At 65.6% G+C, this 18,371-nt stretch carries 16 protein-coding genes; 14 read left to right on the top strand and 2 right to left on the bottom strand.

The annotated features are described in order from the left end of the window. Positions 1-52: 52 nt before the first annotated feature. The 5 genes from LDZ27_RS09255 (at position 53) to LDZ27_RS09235 (ending at position 4,646) form a co-directional block, all read left to right on the top strand. On the top strand, positions 53-1,075 hold the full coding sequence (locus LDZ27_RS09255; protein WP_244813817.1) for a beta-propeller fold lactonase family protein: 1,023 nt from the start codon (positions 53-55) through the stop codon (positions 1,073-1,075). Positions 1,076-1,179: 104 nt separating this feature from the next. Beyond that, positions 1,180-2,196 carry a sterol desaturase family protein gene (locus LDZ27_RS09250; protein WP_244813816.1) on the top strand — a complete coding sequence of 339 codons (1,017 nt, stop codon included), beginning with the start codon at positions 1,180-1,182 and terminating at the stop codon, positions 2,194-2,196. Between the two features lie 66 nt (positions 2,197-2,262). Then, entirely contained in the window at positions 2,263-3,099 is an 837-nt protein-coding gene (locus LDZ27_RS09245; protein WP_244813815.1) for an EI24 domain-containing protein, read from the top strand. Between the two features lie 30 nt (positions 3,100-3,129). Further along, on the top strand, positions 3,130-3,951 hold the full coding sequence (locus tag LDZ27_RS09240; protein ID WP_244813814.1) for a molybdopterin-binding protein: 822 nt from the start codon (positions 3,130-3,132) through the stop codon (positions 3,949-3,951). Next, positions 3,948-4,646: a copper homeostasis protein CutC gene (locus LDZ27_RS09235; protein WP_244813813.1), complete on the top strand. Its 699-nt coding sequence runs from the start codon at positions 3,948-3,950 to the stop codon at positions 4,644-4,646. The genes LDZ27_RS09240 and LDZ27_RS09235 overlap by 4 nt, the downstream gene beginning before the upstream one ends. Before the next feature lie 19 nt (positions 4,647-4,665). On the opposite strand, the gene LDZ27_RS09230 is transcribed toward LDZ27_RS09235, so the two are convergent. After that, positions 4,666-5,130 (bottom strand): rhodanese-like domain-containing protein, encoded by a 465-nt coding sequence (locus tag LDZ27_RS09230; RefSeq protein ID WP_244813812.1) that lies wholly within the window; start codon positions 5,128-5,130, stop codon positions 4,666-4,668. A 345-nt stretch (positions 5,131-5,475) separates the two neighbouring features. Here LDZ27_RS09230 and glnA point away from each other — a divergent pair, with 345 nt between their 5' ends. The 3 genes from glnA (at position 5,476) to ntrC (ending at position 9,826) form a co-directional block, all read left to right on the top strand. Further along, positions 5,476-6,891, top strand: coding sequence for a type I glutamate--ammonia ligase (gene glnA, locus LDZ27_RS09225; RefSeq protein ID WP_244813811.1), 1,416 nt, complete (start codon positions 5,476-5,478; stop codon positions 6,889-6,891). A gap of 175 nt (positions 6,892-7,066) precedes the next feature. Further along, positions 7,067-8,209: a nitrogen regulation protein NR(II) gene (gene glnL / locus LDZ27_RS09220; protein ID WP_244816098.1), complete on the top strand. Its 1,143-nt coding sequence runs from the start codon at positions 7,067-7,069 to the stop codon at positions 8,207-8,209. A 126-nt stretch (positions 8,210-8,335) separates the two neighbouring features. Continuing rightward, a complete protein-coding gene (ntrC, locus tag LDZ27_RS09215) occupies positions 8,336-9,826 on the top strand; it encodes a nitrogen regulation protein NR(I) (protein WP_244813810.1) in 1,491 nt (496 codons plus the stop codon). Positions 9,827-9,847: 21 nt separating this feature from the next. Here the strand turns inward: ntrC and xth are convergent, their stop codons facing one another. Next, a complete protein-coding gene (gene xth / locus LDZ27_RS09210; RefSeq protein WP_244813809.1) occupies positions 9,848-10,627 on the bottom strand; it encodes an exodeoxyribonuclease III in 780 nt (259 codons plus the stop codon). A 192-nt stretch (positions 10,628-10,819) separates the two neighbouring features. Between xth and LDZ27_RS09205 the strand changes: the two genes are divergently transcribed. From LDZ27_RS09205 to LDZ27_RS09180, 6 genes are read left to right on the top strand one after another with little or no spacing between them, the layout of a single operon-like run. Then, positions 10,820-10,927: a potassium ABC transporter ATPase gene (locus LDZ27_RS09205; RefSeq protein ID WP_244813808.1), complete on the top strand. Its 108-nt coding sequence runs from the start codon at positions 10,820-10,822 to the stop codon at positions 10,925-10,927. Continuing rightward, positions 10,924-11,019 (top strand): potassium-transporting ATPase subunit F, encoded by a 96-nt coding sequence (locus LDZ27_RS09200; protein ID WP_244813807.1) that lies wholly within the window; start codon positions 10,924-10,926, stop codon positions 11,017-11,019. Before LDZ27_RS09205 ends, LDZ27_RS09200 begins: the two co-directional genes overlap by 4 nt. Further along, positions 11,016-12,746 (top strand): potassium-transporting ATPase subunit KdpA, encoded by a 1,731-nt coding sequence (gene kdpA / locus LDZ27_RS09195; RefSeq protein ID WP_244813806.1) that lies wholly within the window; start codon positions 11,016-11,018, stop codon positions 12,744-12,746. The genes LDZ27_RS09200 and kdpA overlap by 4 nt, the downstream gene beginning before the upstream one ends. A 15-nt stretch (positions 12,747-12,761) precedes the next feature. After that, complete coding sequence (gene kdpB / locus LDZ27_RS09190; RefSeq protein ID WP_304656712.1) at positions 12,762-14,891, top strand: potassium-transporting ATPase subunit KdpB; 2,130 nt, start codon at positions 12,762-12,764, stop codon at positions 14,889-14,891. Positions 14,892-14,919: 28 nt separating this feature from the next. Then, complete coding sequence (kdpC, locus tag LDZ27_RS09185) at positions 14,920-15,498, top strand: potassium-transporting ATPase subunit KdpC (RefSeq protein ID WP_244813805.1); 579 nt, start codon at positions 14,920-14,922, stop codon at positions 15,496-15,498. A 39-nt stretch (positions 15,499-15,537) separates the two neighbouring features. Continuing rightward, a complete protein-coding gene (locus LDZ27_RS09180; RefSeq protein ID WP_244813804.1) occupies positions 15,538-18,291 on the top strand; it encodes a sensor histidine kinase KdpD in 2,754 nt (917 codons plus the stop codon). Positions 18,292-18,371: the final 80 nt, after the last annotated feature.

Here is an 18,371-nt window from a genome sequence, read left to right as displayed (position 1 = left end):
CGGGGCAGGCAAACGTTCTACAATGACGCCTGCTTTCCGACGCCTACTTTTCATGCGCTTTCCTTCTTTTTCCGGCCGCCTGCGCGCTGCCGCCGCGCGCGCCGCGCGCCTCGCGGTTCCCGCTGCCGCCGCGCTTACCGCCACCGCGGCATTCGCCAACAACGTCATCGTGCTCAACTCGGCGGAAGCCACGCTGAGCCTCATCGACGAGAACACGCACCAGGTCGTCGGCACGGTGCCGACCGGCAAGGAGCCGCACCATCTGATGCCGACGCCCGACAACTCGTCGCTGATCGTCGCGAATTCGGTGTCGAACAATCTGATGTTCGTCGATCCTAAAACCGGCGCGATGCAGCGCTGGGTGCAGGACATCGAGGATCCGTACCAGATCGGCTTCTCGCCCGACCGCAAGTGGTTCGTCTCGACCGGCCTGCGGCTCGACCGGCTCGACATCTATCACTATGACGGCAGGAACCTGAGCATCGCGAAGCGCCTGCCGCTCGCGACGATGCCGAGTCACATCGCGTTCAGCAACGACAGCACGACGGCGTTCATTTCGTTGCAGGTATCGGGTGAAATCGCGGCCATCGACCTGCCGACGCAGACGGTCAAATGGAAGATGAAGGTCGGCAAGGTGCCGGCGGGCGTGTGGCTCACGCCGGGCGACAAGTTCCTGCTCGTCGGCATGACGGGCGCGGATTACGTCGCCGTGGTGGACTGGCGCAACCAGAAGGTCGTCAAAACCATCACCACGGGCAAGGGCGCGCACAACTTCCGCTCCCTCGTGGACGGCCGGCACGTGCTCGTGTCGAATCGGGTCGCGAACACCATCAGCATCATCGACGAAGAGACGCTCACGAATGTCGGCGACATCACCGGTCTGCTGCCGGGACCGGACGACATGGAACTTTCCGCCGACAAGAAGTATCTCTGGGTGACGTTCCGCTTCGCGAAGCATGTCGGCGTGATCGACCTTGCAAGCCGCAAGCTCATCCAGACGATCGCGGTGGGACGTTCGCCGCACGGCATCTATTTCCAGAATCGCGCGCCGGTCACCGCCCCGAACGGCGCGTGAGCCCGGCGACGCGTAGCGACAGGGCGCGCGGCGCCGCGCTGTACTACGATTGAGATTGAGTCAGGGCCGTCTCACCGGACCGGTTTCGAGTTCCACGGAGCACCATGTTTCATTCCATTCTCGCGTCTCTCGACAGCATCGTGTCTTCGCTGCAAACCACGTTGTACGTGGATGCGGTTCAGCCGCTGCTCTTCAAGATCGGCATGATGGACTACGACGAGGACACCTACGACGCGCTCTACTGGGTCATCGTGGGCGTGCTCGAAGTGTTCGCCATGTACGCGGTCCTGCGCCCGCTCGAAGCATTGCGGCCGGCGGAACCCTGGCAGGACCGCAAGGGCGTGCGCGTGGACGTGCTCTACACGTGGATCGTGAAGCTCGGCATCCTCAATCTCTTTTTCTTCTTCACGTTCCAGCCCATCTTCGATTCGCTGCAAAGCTGGCTGCGAATGCACAGCGTGCCGACGCTCGAGATCGACAATCTGTGGCCCGGCGTGACCACGCAGCCGCTCGTTACCTTCGGCATCTATCTCGTTCTGCTGGATTTCGCGGGATACTGGTATCACCGGCTGGAGCATCGTTTCGGCATCTGGTGGGAACTGCACGCGGTGCATCACAGCCAGCAGAAGATGTCGCTGTGGTCCGACGACCGCAATCACCTGCTCGACGACGTCCTGCAATCCAGTTTCTTCGCGGCGATGGCGCTCGTGATCGGCGTGGAGCCGTCGCAGTTCGTCGTGCTCGTCGCGATCACGAATCTGATGCAGAGCCTGCAGCACGCGAACATCCGCCTGCACTACGGCTGGCTCGGCGAGCGGCTTCTCGTGAGCCCGGCGTTTCACCGGCGTCATCATGCAATCGGCTACGGACACGAAGGCACCGCTTACGGCTGCAATTTCGGCGTGCTGTTCTCGTTCTGGGACATTCTCTTTCGCTCCGCGTCGTTCGACCGCACCGTCGAGCCGACCGGCATCCGCGACCAGTTCGGCACGCCCGGCGTCGCGCCCGTGAACTACGGCGACGGTTTCGTCGAGCAGCACTGGCTCGCGTTCAGGCGCATCGGCGCGCGTCTCGCGGCGCGCCGCGCGGCCGCTTCCGACAAGCGCCAGGCCGCGCTTTGACCCTTCCGGCGCGCCCTTCGCGCGCTGGTTTATCCTGTCGTTTCCTTCTCTTTCGACGAATCACGCATGAATGATCTGCTGCGTTCGTTCGTGCGCGCGCTTGCGAACGTCTTTCACCCGCGCATGCTGTGGCTCACGCTCATGCCGTTCGGCCTCGCCACCGCCGTGTGGGGCGCAATCCTCTGGTTCTTCTGGCAGACGCTCACCGGCGCCGCGAACGGCTGGCTCGCGGGCTGGGCGCTCACCTCCGCGATGTACCGTCTCTTCGACGCGGTCGGCTTTTCGTCGCTGCATGCGGTCATTGCGCCGTTTCTCGTCGTGATCGTGACGATTCCGCTGATCGTCGTGACGGTGCTGCTCCTGATCGCGACGTTGTCGATGCCGGGCGTGATCCAACTGCTCACGCGCCGTCCGAAAGGCCACTACGCATCGCTCGAAGCGCGGCGCGGCGGCTCGTGGTACGGCAGTCTCGGACATTCGGTCGTGACGACGATCGTGTGCCTGATCGCGCTCGTCGTCACCTTGCCGCTGTGGCTGATTCCCCCGTTTTTCGCGCTAATTCCGCCGCTTCTTTGGGGCTGGCTCACGTATCGCGTGATGACTTACGACGCGCTCGCACTCCACGCGAGTCCCGACGAGCGGCGCGCCATCGTGCGCGCTTCGCGCTGGCCGCTGCTCGCCATCGGCATCGTGAGCGGACTGCTGAGTTCCGTTCCGACGATGCTGTGGGCGTGGTCCGTCTGGCTGCTGCCGCTTTTCCCGGTCGTCGCCGCCGCGACGATCTGGGCGTATGCGTTCATCCTCGTGTTTTCGGCGCTCTGGTTCGCGCATTTCTGCCTGCACGCGCTCGAGCGCCTGCGCGCGAGCGAACCGCGCTATCCGGCCATCACCGCGCAATCCTGACGCGGTCAATCAGATAACGAAGAGGGATTCATGGGCATTGGCGTCATCATCATCGGCGACGAAATCCTGTCCGGGCGGCGCACCGACAAGCATCTGCCGAAGGTCATCGAATTGCTCGGCGCGCGCGGGCTGGCGCTCGACTGGGCTGAATACGTCGGCGACGACCCCGCGCGCATCACGGCGACGCTCGCGCGCACGTTCGCATCGGGCGATATCGTGTTCTCGACCGGCGGCATCGGCGCGACGCCCGACGATCACACGCGCCAGTGCGCGGCCAGGGCGCTCGGCGTGCCGCTGGAACTGCATCCGGAAGCGGCCGAGCTGATCCGCGCGCGCATCCGCGACATGGCGGCCCAGGCGCAGGACAAGCCCGTCGATCTCGATTCCCCGGAAAACCTGCATCGCCTGAATATGGGCATGTTTCCGAAGGGCGCTGAGATCATTCCGAACAGCTTCAACAAGATTCCTGGCTTCACAGTGCGCGATCATCATTTCGTGCCGGGCTTTCCGGTGATGGCCTGGCCGATGATCGAATGGGTGCTCGACACGAAGTACGCGCATCTGCATCACGCGACGCCTTACGTCGAGCGTTCGCTGCTCGTCTTCGGATTGCCGGAATCGCGCATCACGCCGCTGATGATCGCGATCGAGCGCGATTTCGAAGGCGTGCGCGCGTTCAGCCTGCCGAGCGTCGGCGATGCGGCGCGCGGCGCGCTCTACGCGCGTTCGCATATCGATCTCGGCGTGAAGGGCGACCCCGAGCGCGCGAACGCGGCATTCGAGGCATTGCGCGAGGGCGTGATCGCGCTGGGCGGCGAAGTGGTCGAAGTGCCGCCGGAGCAGGCGGCGTGATTTTGCTCGAAGTCATCGCGACGACTGTCGCCGACGCGCGCGCCGCCGAGCGCGGCGGGGCGAACCGCATCGAACTGGTCACGGCGATGGGCGAGGGCGGCCTCACGCCGAGCATCGGGCTGATCGAATCGGTGGCGCAGGCGGTCGCGATTCCGGTGAACGTGATCGTGCGGCCGCACAGCCGTTCCTTCGTCTACGACGCCGACGACTACGCCGTCATGCTGCGCGACGTCCGCGCGATCGCGAAAACGCGCGCCAGTGCGATCGTCGTCGGCATGCTGCGGTCGGACGGCGATATCGACACGGACGGTCTTTCGCGCATCATCGAAGCCGCCGATGGTCTGCCGCTTACGTTTCATCGCGCAATCGACGAGGCGCGCGATCTGTGTCAGGCGTTCGATACGCTGCTGCGCTTCGATGCGGTGACGAACGTGCTGACTTCCGGCGGCGCGGCGTCGGTGCTGGAGGCGGAATCGGCCATCGCCGGGCTGGTCGCGCTTTCGTCAGGCACGCGCTGCACCGTGCTCGCCGGCGCGGGCCTGACGGTGAACGCGGTGGCGCCGTTCGTCGCGCGCACCGGCGTCAGCGCGGTGCACTTCGGCTCGGGCGTGCGCGTCGACGGCAAGGCGCTCGCACCGGTCGACGAAGCGCGGGTGAGGCGCGTGCGGGCGCTGCTGGATACAGTGCAAGAGTGATCGGCGCGTGGTGGGCGGCTTAGGCTCCCATCCAAGGCAGCCCGCGAAAGCACCATCCCGACACCGTCTTGCGATGTCCCTGGCCGTCCTTGTCGCCCTCGAAGCCTTCCAGCAGATCGTAGGCGTGTGCGAAACCTTCCTTTTGCGCGGCGACGGCAGCGAGCTTCGAGCGCGCGGCGCTTCGGCACAGGAAGACGAGCGGTGTATCGTCGGTGGCGATTTGTCGTAATTGTTGGATAAACTCGGCGTTCGGCACCGAGCCGGGATAGCGGATCCACTCGATATGCGCGTACTGTTCCCCGTTGATCGCCGGACGGCCAACCCAGTCCAGTTCGGCGCGCGTGCGGACATCGACGAGGCGGGTGCGCGGTTCGAGCTGCAGCAGTTCGAACGCCTCGGCGGGAAGCAGGGCGCCCGCGTAAGTCAGACTGTTTTCGGCGGCGCGGCCCGCGGCCTTGCCGTAAAGTTGTTCGAGCGTGCTCATGGCGCGTGTCTCCGTCGAGTCGAAACTTCGATTCTAGCGTCGGCACGCGAAGGCGGGCGATGCATCGGTTCGGTGCAGGTAACGCGCCATGCACTGATTTAGTGCGGCCAATCATGGCGCACAAGGTACATGCACCGATTTTGGGCGCGCAGCGCGAAGCGGATCGGCATCCGGCTTACCCAGCGTGAGCCGCGTCAGCAAAAACCCTCGCTGCTTCAGTGACTTGGCGGGAAACATAAACGCTTGGCACGGAAGCTGCTTTTTGATCCTCGATTGAAACGGAAGTGCAGAATTGGTCGAGGCGGCGGAGCGATTCGCCGACTTTTGTTAATCAGGAGATAGGTAATGAGTAAATCCGTGGCCGACGTCATGCAACTCGTCAAGGACGAGGACGTCAAGTTTGTCGATTTCCGCTTCACCGACACGCGCGGCAAAGAACAACACGTTTCCGTGCCGGTCTCGGCATTCGACGAAGACAAATTTGAAAGCGGCCACGCTTTCGACGGTTCGTCCATCGCCGGCTGGAAGGGCATCGAAGCGTCGGACATGCTGCTCGTCCCGGACGCGGATACCGCCTTCATCGACCCGTTCTACGAAGAATCCACGCTCGTGCTGACCTGCGACGTCGTCGAGCCGGCCGACGGCAAGGGCTACGAGCGCGACCCGCGTTCGCTCGCGAAGCGCGCGGAAGCGTATCTGAAAAGCTCGGGCCTCGGCGACACCGCCTTCTTCGGTCCGGAGCCGGAATTCTTCATTTTCGACTCGGTGCAATGGAACACGGATCAGTCGGGCACGTTCCTGAAGATCGGTTCGGAAGAAGCGCCGTGGTCGTCGGCGAAGGAATTCGAAGGCGGCAACACCGGCCACCGTCCGGGCACGAAGGGCGGCTACTTCCCGGTAGCGCCCGTGGACACGTTCCAGGACATCCGCTCGGAAATGTGCTTGCTGCTCGAGCAGATCGGCATTCCGGTCGAAGTGCATCACCACGAAGTCGCGGGCCAGGGCCAGAACGAAATCGGCACCAAGTTCTCGACGCTCGTGCAGCGCGCGGACTGGCTGCAGCAGATGAAGTACATCATCCACAACGTCGCGCATACCTACGGCAAGACGGCGACGTTCATGCCGAAGCCGATCGTCGGCGATAACGGTTCGGGCATGCACGTTCACCAGTCGATCTGGAAGGACGGCCAGAACCTGTTCGCGGGCAACGGCTACGCGGGCCTGTCGGAATTCGCGCTGTTCTATATCGGCGGCATCATCAAGCATGCGCGCGCGCTCAACGCGATCACGAACCCCGGCACGAACTCGTACAAGCGTCTCGTGCCGCACTTCGAAGCGCCCGTGAAGCTGGCTTACTCGGCGCGCAACCGTTCGGCGTCGATCCGCATTCCGCACGTGTCGAACCCGAAGGGCCGCCGTATCGAAACGCGCTTCCCGGATCCGCTCGCGAATCCGTACCTGTGCTTCTCCGCGCTGATGATGGCGGGTCTCGACGGCGTGCAGAACAAGATTCATCCGGGCGAAGCCGCGGACAAGAATCTGTACGACCTGCCGCCGGAAGAAGACAAGAAGATCCCGACCGTGTGCGCCGGCCTGGACCAGGCACTCGACGCACTCGACGCGGATCGCGAGTTTCTGACGCGCGGCGGCGTGTTCACGGACTCGATGCTCGACGCCTACATCGAACTGAAGACGCAAGAGTTGCAGCGTTATCGTCAGTCGGTGCATCCGATCGAGTTCGAGATGTACTACTCGCTGTAAGACACATGACGCGTGCGCGCTTCGTTGAATCCCGTTCGATGAAGCGCGCCGCACATGTTCGCTGCGATGGAAAAGGGACGGCGCGAGGGACGGTGCGCCGTCCCTTTTTTAATCGCTCGCGCGCTTGGGCAACGAGAAGAAGATCGGTGTCACGAACGACCTCACTGACTGCACGATGGTGCTCAAGAATCTGATCAAGGCGAGAAAGGGCCACGCCGACGCGCTTTCCGACGACACGCAGCTCGCCGCGACCGGCCTGTTGCCCGGACTCGAAGCGCTGCCGACCGTCGTGCTCGTGCTGGACAAGCGCACGCTCGAAATCGCGTATGCGAATCCGTCGGCGGAGTCGATGCTGGAGATGTCGCGCAAGCAGCTCACGCAGACGCACTGGCCCGAGCTTTTCGCCAACGCCGACGAACTCGCGACGACCATCGCGTCGATCGCGGAGAACCGCTTCAACGCGACGCGGCTCGATGCCGTGCTCGAGCGCGCCGGGCGCGAGGCGGTTCATGTGCATGCGATCGTCGCGTATCTCGAAGCGGCCACCGATTACGTGCTGCTCGAACTCATCGAGAACGAGCGCCACTTGCGCACGGACCGCGAGGAGCGCATTCACGATCTCACGGCGGTCAACAAGCAGTTGATCCGCAACCTCGCGCATGAAATCAAGAACCCGCTCGGCGGCATTCGTGGCGCCGCGCAACTGCTGGAGCTCGAACTCGGCGCGCGCGAACGCGACGAGTTGCGCGAATACACGCAGGTCATCATCAAGGAGTCCGATCGTCTGCAGACGCTCGTCGATCGCCTGCTGGAGCCGCACCGGCATCCGCATATCGTCGGCGACGTGAACATCCACGAAGTCTGCGAGCGCGTGCGCGCGGTCATTCTCGCGGAGTTTCCGCGCGGCCTCACGATCGAGCGCGACTACGACGTGAGCGTGCCCGATCTGCGCGGCGACAAGGAACAACTGATTCAGGCGCTGCTCAACATCGTGCGCAATGCGGCCGAAGCGCTCAAGGAGCGCATCTCGCAGGGCGACGCGAAGATCGAACTGCGCACGCGCATCGCGCGCAAGGTGACGATCGGCAAGCGCCTGCACAAACTGGCACTGGACTTGCATATCACCGATAACGGTCCCGGCATCGCCAGCGAGATACGCGACCGCATCTTTTTTCCGCTCGTGTCGGGCCGGGAAGATGGCAGCGGTCTCGGTCTCACGCTCGCGCAGTCCTTCGTGCAGCAGCATGACGGACTCATCGAAGTGGAAAGCAGGCCGGGCTGCACCGAATTCGCCATCCTGCTGCCTTTCGGAAACTGAAGGGCAGGAGCCTGCCATCGACCGACACGCACGACCGACTCCCCACAGGCACCGCCGCGCGAGCGGTGAAGCCTGAGCGTTTCGACGGGCACATACCGACCACACGAAGACTTCTCGCCGAACGATATGAAGCCGATCTGGATAGTAGACGACGACCAATCCATCCGCTGGGTGCTCGAAAAAGCGCTCGCACGAGAGAACTTCACGACGCGCAGTTTCTCCGGCGTGCGCGACGCGCTCGCCGCGCTCGAAACCGAAAGCCCGCAAGTGCTGGTTTCCGATATCCGCATGCCGGGCGGCTCGGGGCTCGAACTGCTGCAAACCGTGCGCGACCGGCTGCCGGGCTTGCCGGTCATCATCATGACGGCGTTCTCCGATCTCGATAGCGCCGTGGCCGCGTTCCAGGGCGGCGCATTCGAATATCTGGCGAAGCCATTCGACATCGACAAGGCCGTCGAGCTGATTCGCCGCGCCGTCGACGAAAGCATGCGCGGCCAAGCCGCCTACGACGAGCGCGTGACCGAGACGCCCGAGATGCTCGGCCAGGCGCCCGCGATGCAGGACATGTTCCGCGCGATCGGCCGCTTGTCGCATTCGGCGGCGACCGTGCTCATCACGGGCGAATCGGGCACCGGAAAGGAGCTTGTCGCGCGCGCGTTGCACCGGCATAGCCCGCGCGCGAACGGGCCGTTCATCGCGCTCAACACGGCGGCGATTCCGAAAGACCTGCTGGAGTCCGAACTATTCGGTCACGAGCGCGGCGCGTTCACGGGCGCGCAGGCCATGCGCCAGGGCCGCTTCGAGCAGGCGGAGAACGGCACGCTTTTCCTCGATGAGATCGGCGACATGCCGTTCGATCTGCAAACGCGCCTGTTGCGCGTGCTGTCGGACGGGCAGTTCTATCGCGTGGGCGGGCACAATCCGCTGCGCGCCAACGTGCGCGTGATCGCGGCGACGCATCAGAATCTGGATTCGCGCGTGCGGCAAGGCATGTTCCGCGAGGACTTGTACCATCGTCTGAACGTGATTCGCCTGCGCCTGCCCGCATTGCGCGAGCGCAGCGAGGACATTCCGTTGCTCACGCGGCACTTCCTGCAAAAGAGCGCGCGCGATCTCGGCGTGGAGCCGAAGCGCGTATCCGACGATGCGCTCGCGTATCTCGCGTCGCTGCCGTTTCCGGGCAACGTGCGGCAACTGGAGAATCTATGCAACTGGCTCACGGTGATGGCGCCCGCGCAGGTCATCGAGCGAAAGGATTTGCCGCCGGACCTCACGCCGCGTCAGGACGCGTCGCCGGAAAGCATCGCCGTATCGACGGATGGCGCGGTCGCGCCGAACGGCGCGTCGCTGCCTGCGGGGGGCGCAACGGCGGGCGTCATGGCGCCGGCGGGCGTGCCGGTGAGCGTCTGGGAGAGCGGCTTGCGAACGGAAGTGGCCCGTCTGCTACGCGAGAATTCCGCCGACGTGATGGACGAACTCGCCCGCCGTTTCGAAGCGGCCGTGATCCGCGAGGCGCTCGACTTCACGCGCGGACGCAAGGTCGAAGCGGCCGAGCGGCTGGGCATCGGCCGCAATACGATCACGCGCAAGATTCAGGAGCTGCATCTCGACGCGTGAGCGCACGAGCAAGGTGAGGGATCAGCAGCCAATGGTCGCGACGACGGGCGCGTGATCTGACGGCTGATCCCACTTGCGCGGCACCTTGTCGACTTCGCATGACGTGCAAAGCGCCGCGAGTTCCGACGACAGCAGAATGTGATCGATGCGCAGACCCGCATTGCGGCGGAACGCCATCATCCGGTAATCCCACCATGTGAAGAGCTTCTCCGGCTGCTCGAACTTGCGGAATGCATCCGTGAGGCCGAGTCCGACGAGCTGCATGAAGTGCGCGCGCTCGTCGGGCGAGACGAGGTTCTGTCCTTCCCACGCTTTCGGGTCGTGCACGTCGCGGTCTTCGGGCGCGATGTTGTAGTCGCCGAGCAGCGCGAGCTTCGGATGCTGCGTCATCTCTTCGCGCAGCCATTCGCGCAGCGCATCCAGCCAGCGCATCTTGTACGCGAACTTGTCGCTGCCGGGCGCCTGTCCGTTCGGAAAGTACGCGGACACCACGCGGGTGCCGTTCACGGTCGCCGCGATCACGCGCTGCTGCAAGTCCTCGAAACCGGGAATGTTCCGCACGACGGTGGCGTCGTGCACTTCGATGCCGTCGCGCACGAGAATGCCGACGCCGTTATACGTCTTCTGTCCGGCGAACCAGCTTTTGTAGCCGGCCGCTTCGAGTTCGGCGCGGGGAAATTTCTCGTCGGGCAGCTTGAGTTCCTGAAGGCACAGGACATCGACCTGCGAGAGCTGCAACCACTGGATGACGTGTTGAAGACGGACTTTCAGGGAGTTGACGTTCCAGGTGGCGATTTTCATTGGACGGCGAGTGCTTGTCTGACGGTCGACGGAACCTCGAATGATACCGCCCGGCTGCTTGCGCAAGCGCCCTTCATCGCCGAAGCGCGCGTATACGGCATTTTTACGCGCCGCATATCACTCTTTCCACGCCCTTAACACCCGTTTCCCTAACCTTCCTCTCATACGAAGCCCCCAAGAGGAAGAACGGAAATGGACCTGCTTTACCTCGCCGGCATCGCGGCCTTTACGGGCGTTTGCGTCGCGCTGACGCAAGGCTGCGAGCGCCTGCGCCGCCGCTCGTCGGGAGCGCGCTCATGACCGCCTGGATGATCGCGCTCGCGGGCGCATCGGCGCTGCTGCTCTTCGCGTATCTCGTCTACGCGCTTCTGCGCGCGGAGGATCTCGAATGAACGCGAACACCTTCACGCAGACGGCGCTTTTCATCGCCGTGCTGCTCGCGCTTGCCTTTCCGCTCGGCCGATACATGAGCGCGGTGTTCGACGGCTCCTCGATCGCCGTGCGCAAGATGAGGCGCATCGAGACGGCGCTCTATCGCGCAGCGGGCGTCGATGCGAACGCCGAGATGTCGTGGAAGCATTACGCGCTCGCCGTGCTGCTTTTCAATGCGCTGGGCGCGCTCGTCCTCTATGCGCTTCTGCGATTGCAACCCGTGCTGCCGGTGAACCCGCAACACATGGCCGCGATGCCGCCCGACGCCGCGTTCAACACGGCGCTCAGCTTCGTCACCAATACGAACTGGCAGGACTATGCCGGCGAAAGCACGCTCGGCTATCTCGCGCAGATGCTCGGCCTCACGGTGCAGAACTTCCTGTCGGCGGCGACGGGCATCGCGGTCGTCGTCGCGCTGATTCGCGGCTTCACGCGGCACAGCGCGCGGACCATCGGCAACTTCTGGGTCGATCTCACGCGCACGACGCTGTACGTGCTCGCGCCGCTCGCGGTCGTGCTCGCGCTCCTTTTCGTGAGCCAGGGCGTGATTCAGAACTTCAGGCCGTATCAGGACGTTTCGACGCTCCAGGCCACGGCGACGACAGCGGCGCAAACCTTGCCGATGGGCCCCGTCGCCTCGCAGGAAGCGATCAAGATGCTCGGCACCAACGGCGGCGGCTTCTTCAACGCGAACTCGGCGCATCCGTACGAGAACCCGACGCCGCTTTCCAACCTCATGCAGATGATCGCGATGCTCGTCATTCCGGCCGCGCTCTGCGTCATGTTCGGCCGCATGATCGGCGACAGGCGGCAAGGTCATGCCGTACTCGCGGCGATGACGATCGCGTTCGCCGCTGCATGCGTCGGCGAGATATCGGCGGAGCAGGCGGGCAATCCGCTCCTTGCAGCGCTCCATGTCGACAGCCACGCGTCCGCGTTGCAGGCGGGCGGCAACATGGAAGGCAAGGAGACGCGCTTTGGCATCGCGCAGTCCGGCATCTTCACGGTCGCGACGACAGCCGCGTCGTGCGGCGCTGTCGACGCCATGCACGACTCGCTTACGCCTTTGGGCGGCCTCATCCCGATGCTTCTGATCCAGCTCGGCGAAGTGGTCTTCGGCGGCGTCGGCTCGGGGCTGTACGGCATGCTCGTGTTCGCGCTGCTCGCCGTGTTCGTCGCGGGGCTGATGATCGGCCGCACGCCCGAATACGCGGGCAAGAAGATCGAATCGTTCGAAATGAAGATGGTGTCCATCGCGATCCTGCTCACGCCGCTGATCGTGCTCGCCGGCACGTCGGTCGCGGTGCTCGCGGCGTCGGGCAAGGCGGGCATCGCCAATCCGGGCGCGCATGGCTTCTCGGAGGTGCTTTATGCGTTCAGCTCCGCCGCGAACAACAACGGCAGCGCGTTCGCGGGGCTTTCGGTGAACACGCCGTTTTACAACGTCCTGCTCGGCGTCGCGATGTGGTTCGGGCGCTTCGGATCGATCGTGCCGGTGCTCGCGATAGCCGGCTCGCTTGCCGCGAAAAAGCGCCTCGCGGTCACGGCGGGCACCTTGCCGACGCACGGGCCGCTCTTCGTGGTGCTGCTGCTCGGCACGCTGTTGCTCGTCGGCGCGCTGACCTATGTGCCCGCGCTCGCGCTCGGGCCTGTCGTCGAGCATCTCGGCATGATCGCGCCGCACTGACTTTCGGAGAACAGAATGAACGAATCGAATCACGCGCCGCTGCATCGTCCGGACAATCTCGGGCAGGCGCGCACGGCGGCGCGCTCGATGTTCGATCCCGCGCTCGTCAAACCCGCCATCGCCGATGCCTTCGCCAAGCTCGCGCCGCGCACGCAGCTTCGCAATCCGGTGATGTTCTGCGTGTACGTCGGCAGCATCCTGACGACGGTGTTGTGGATCGCCGCGCTCGCGGGACAGGCGGAAGCGCCTGCGGGCTTCATCGCTGCCATTGCGCTGTGGCTGTGGTTCACCGTGCTCTTCGCGAATTTCGCGGAAGCGCTCGCGGAAGGCCGCTCGAAGGCGCAGGCGGCGTCGCTGCGCAGCGCGAAGCACAACGTCATGGCGAAAAAGCTCAACGCGCCGCATCCGAAGTTGCCCATTCGCATCGTCGCGTCGAGCGACCTGCGCCGGGGCGACGTCGTGCTGATCGAAGCCGGCGACGCCGTTCCCGCCGATGGCGAAGTCATCGAAGGCGTCGCATCCGTCGACGAATCCGCGATCACCGGAGAATCCGCGCCGGTCATTCGCGAGTCGGGCGGCGATTTCTCGTCGGTGACGGGCGGCACGCGCGTGCTGTCCGACTGGATCGTCGTGCGCGTGAGCGCGGACCCCGGCGAGGCGTTTCTCGACCGCATGATCGCGATGGTCGAAGGCGCCAGGCGCCAGAAGACGCCGAACGAAGTTGCGCTGACGATCCTGCTCGTCGCGCTCACGCTCGTCCTGCTGCTCGCGACCGCGACGCTGCTGCCGTTCTCGATGTTCGCGGTCGAGGCCGCGAAAGCCGGACACGTCGTCACGATGACCGCGCTCGTCGCGCTTCTCGTCTGCCTCATCCCGACGACCATCGGCGGTCTGCTGTCCGCCATCGGCGTCGCGGGCATGAGCCGCATGATGCAGGCGAACGTGATCGCGACTTCGGGCCGCGCGGTCGAAGCCGCCGGCGATGTCGACGTGCTGCTGCTCGACAAGACCGGCACGATCACGCTCGGCAACCGGCAGGCGTCGTCGTTCGTGCCGGCGCCGGGCGTCGAAGAACGCGATCTCGCCGATGCCGCGCAGCTTGCCTCGCTCGCCGACGAGACGCCGGAAGGGCGCAGCATCGTCGTGCTGGCGAAGCAGCGCTTCGGCATGCGCGAGCGCGACATGGCCACGCTCGGCGCGACCTTTCTCGCGTTCAGCGCGCACACGCGCATGAGCGGCGTGGACGTGGGCAAGCGCGAGATCCGCAAGGGCGCCGCCGATGCGCTGCGCAAGTATGTCGAGGAACGCGGCGGGCGCTTCCCGCAGGACGTGCAGCACGCGGTGGACGATATCGCGCGGCGCGGCGGCACGCCGCTCGTCGTCGCCGAAAGCGGTGCGCAAGAGGCGCGCGCGCTCGGCGTGATCGAACTGAAGGACATCGTGAAGGGCGGCATCCGGGAACGCTTCGCGGAACTGCGCAGAATGGGCATCAAGACGGTGATGGTCACGGGCGACAACCGGCTCACCGCTGCCGCGATCGCGGCGGAAGCGGGCGTGGACGACTTTCTCGCCGAAGCGACGCCGGAGACGAAACTCACGACCATCCGCGCGCATCAGGCAGAAGGGCGCCTCGTCGCGATGACGGGCGACGGCACCAACGACGCCCCCGCGCTCGCGCAGGCGGATGTCGCGGTCGCGATGAATACCGGCACGCAGGCCGCGAAGGAAGCGGGCAACATGGTCGATCTGGATTCGAATCCGACGAAGCTCATCGAGATCGTCGAGATCGGCAAGCAGATGCTGATGACGCGCGGCTCGCTCACGACGTTTTCCATCGCCAACGACGTCGCCAAGTACTTCGCGATCATCCCCGCCGCGTTCGCGACGACGTATCCGCAACTGCGCGTGCTGGACGTGATGCATCTCGCGTCGCCATCGTCGGCGATCCTGTCGGCGGTCGTCTTCAACGCGCTCATCATCGTGTTCCTGATTCCGCTCGCGTTGAAGGGCGTGACGTATCGCGCTCTCGGCGCGGCTGCGTTGCTCAGGCGCAATCTGCTCGTGTACGGGCTTGGCGGCATCGTGTTGCCGTTTCCGGCCATCAAGCTGATCGACATGACGATCACCGCGCTCGGCTGGAACTGAGCGCGTCTTCAATCGAGGCAAAGACATCATGAAGAACATGTTGCGCCCGGCCGCCGTGCTGTTCGTCGCGCTGACGGTTGTGACGGGTATCGTCTATCCCGCCGTGGTGACGGCGATCGCGCAGGCCGCGTTCAGGCATCAGGCGAACGGCAGTCTCGTCGAGCGCGACGGCAAGGCGGTCGGCTCCGAACTCATCGGCCAGCCGTTCGATGCGCCGCGCTATTTCTGGGGCCGTCCGTCCGCGACGACGCCGCATCCGTATGACGCGGGCAACTCCGGCGGATCGAACCTCGGTCCGACGAACCCCGCGCTCGCCGATGCCGTGAAGTCGCGCATCGCCGCGCTGCGCGCAGCCGATCCCGCCAACGATGCGCCCGTGCCCGTCGATCTCGTCACGGCATCCGGCAGCGGGCTCGATCCCGGCATCAGCCTCGCGGCGGCGGCATATCAGGCATCGCGCGTCGCGCGGGCGCGGCACATGCCGATTGCGCAGGTCGAGGCGCTCGTCGCGCAGGCGGCATCGGCGCGACAACTCGGCGTGCTCGGGGAACCCACGGTGAATGTGCTTAAATTGAACCTCGCGCTGGATCGGGCGAACGTTCGCTGAACGCGTCCATCGCGTAGCGGAAACACCGGCACAGGAGCCATGCGCCCAACTCCCGACGAACTGCTCGACAAGCTGCAACGAGACGAAGAGAAACGCCGGCGCGGCCGGCTGAAGGTGTTCTTCGGCGCGTCGGCGGGCGTGGGCAAGACGTTCGCGATGCTGCAGGCCGCGCGCCGCCGGCGGGACGAAGGCATTGATGTCGCGATCGGCGTCGTGCAGACGCATGGGCGCAGGGAAACCGAGGCGCTCTGCGACGCGCTCGAGACGCTGCCCGCCGCGCATGTCGGCTATCGCGGCCGCACGCTCGACGAATTCGCTCTCGACGCGGCGCTCGCGCGCAAGCCGCAACTCGTTCTCGTCGATGAACTCGCGCATTCCAACGTGCCCGGCTCGCGGCATGCGAAGCGCTGGCAGGACGTGCACGAACTGCTCGACGCGGGCATCGACGTGTACACGACCGTCAACGTGCAGCACCTCGAAAGCCTCAACGATATCGTCGGGCGCATCACCGGCATTCGCGTGCGCGAGACGGTGCCCGACCGCGTGTTCGATCTCGCCGACGAAGTGACGCTCGTCGATCTGCCGCCCGAGGAACTGCTCGACCGCCTGCGCGAGGGCAAGGTCTATCTGCCGCAGCAGGCCGAGCACGCGGTGCGCAACTTCTTTCGCAAGGGCAATCTGATCGCGCTGCGCGAACTGGCGCTGCGGCGCACCGCCGATCGCGTGGATGCGCAGATGCGCGAGTATCGGGCGGATCAGTCCATCGGGCGCATCTGGCGCGCGCGCGAGCGGCTGATCGCGTGCGTCGGGCCGGGGCCGGAAAGCGCGGCGCTCGTGCGCGCGGCGGCGCGGCTCGCGGCGGCGCTCAGGGCGGACTGGCTCGCGGTCTACGTCGAAACGCCGAAGCTCCAGCGCCTTTCCGCCGCTATGCGCAAGCGCACGCTCGACGCGCTCGAACTCGCGGCCGGACTCGGCGCGGAAACCGTCACGCTCGACGGCGCCGATGCCGCCGCCACGCTCGTCGATTACGCGCGCATGCGCAACGTGTCGAAGCTCGTCGCGGGTGCGCCGGCTGCGCGAGGGCGGCTGCGCGCGTTTCGAAGGCCGCTGACGGAGCGCATGATCCGGCGTGCATCCGATATCGGCGTGACGCTCGTCGCGACCGGCTCGCGCGACGACGCGCACGCGCAAGCGCAAGCGCTCGGCGCGTGGCTCGCGCCCGCGCATTCGCCGCCGCGCGCGTATGCGTATGCGCTCGCGATCGGCGCGGCGATCACGCTCATCGCGAGCATGCTGGCCGCGCGCCATATCGCGCTCGCCAATCTCGTGATGCTGTATCTGCTCGGCGTGATCTTCGCCGCTGCGCGGCTCGGACGCGGCCCCGGCGCGATGCTCTCGTTCGTGTCCGTCGCCGCGTTCGACTTCTTCTTCGTGCCGCCCGCGCTGTCGTTCTCCGTCACCGACACGCAATATCTGCTCACCTTCGGCGTGATGCTCGCGACGTCGCTCACGATCAGCCATCTCACGTCGAGCTTGCGGCGCGAGGCGCGCATCGCAAGGCAGCGCGAGCGGCGCACGAGCGCGATGTACGCGATGACGAAGGAACTCGCCGCCGCGCTGATGACGGGCCAGATCGTCGAGATCGGCACGCGGCATGTGGCCGAGGTCTTTCAGGCGCAAGTCGCGATGCTGTTGCCCGATGGTTCCGAGCGCGTGCGCCAGAAAGTCGACGACCCGAACGCCGGCGCGATGCTCGACGCCGCGCGTATCGATCTCGATGTCGCGCAGTGGGTCTACGACCAGCAGAAGCCCGCTGGCCGCGGCACCGACACCTTGCCCTCGGCCGATGCGCTCTATCTGCCGCTGCGCGCGCCGATGCGAACGCGCGGCGTGCTCGCGCTCGTCGTCGCGCGCGAGGGCGAACTCGCGGTGCCCGAGCAGCGCCGCATGATCGAAACGTTCGCGGCGCAGATCGCGATTGCGCTCGAACGCGTGCATTACGTCGAGATCGCGCAGGACGCGCTCGTCAACATGGAGTCCGAGCGGCTGCGCAACTCGCTTTTGTCCGCGATCTCGCACGACCTGCGCACGCCGTTGACGTCGATCGTCGGCTTTGCGTCGGTGCTGGAGGAAGACGTGCGCGGCGCGAGCCTCGCCACGCAGTCGCAGGAACTCGTCCATGCGATTCACGAGGAAGCGCTGCGCATGAGCGGCCTGGTCACGAATCTGCTCGACATGGCGCGTCTGCAAGCCGGCGCGATCCGGCTGAACCGCCAGTGGTCGATGCTCGAGGAGACCATCGGCGCGGCGCTCGGCACCCTCAGGCGCACGCTCGCCGGCCGGTCCGTGACCGTGCGCGTGCCGCCGCAACTGCCGCTTCTTCAGCTCGATGCCGTGCTGATGGAGCGCCTCTTCGCGAACCTGCTGGAAAACGCCGCGAAGTACACGCCCGCGAACACGCCGATCCGCATCGGCGCTGAAGAGACGCATGAGGCCGATGCGCGCTTCGTGCGCGTCTTTATCGACGATGACGGTCCCGGCGTGCCGCCCGGCATGGAAAGCCGGCTCTTCGACAAGTTCACGCGCGGCGAGAAGGAATCGGCGCAACCGGGCATCGGGCTCGGGCTGGCGATCTGCCGCGCGATCGTCGAGGCGCACGGCGGGCGGATCGGCGCGGAGAATCGCGTCGATGCGAACGGGCGCGCGTGCGGCGCGCGCTTCTGGTTCACGCTGCCGGTCAGCGAGAATCCACCCGCCGATCCACCCGCCGATCCGCCGCCGGACATCGACTGAGCGCGGGGCATGCGCGCTCACGCACTGTCGCGAAGGCGGGCGTGACGTTAGATTCAAGGCCCCCGGCCTTCATACGCTCA

It is taken from the genome of Caballeronia sp. Lep1P3 (assembly GCF_022879595.1).
In the GTDB taxonomy this organism is placed as follows: domain Bacteria; phylum Pseudomonadota; class Gammaproteobacteria; order Burkholderiales; family Burkholderiaceae; genus Caballeronia.
Note: the sequence above shows the minus strand (reverse complement) of the source record. Positions and strands in the feature narration are given on the sequence as shown.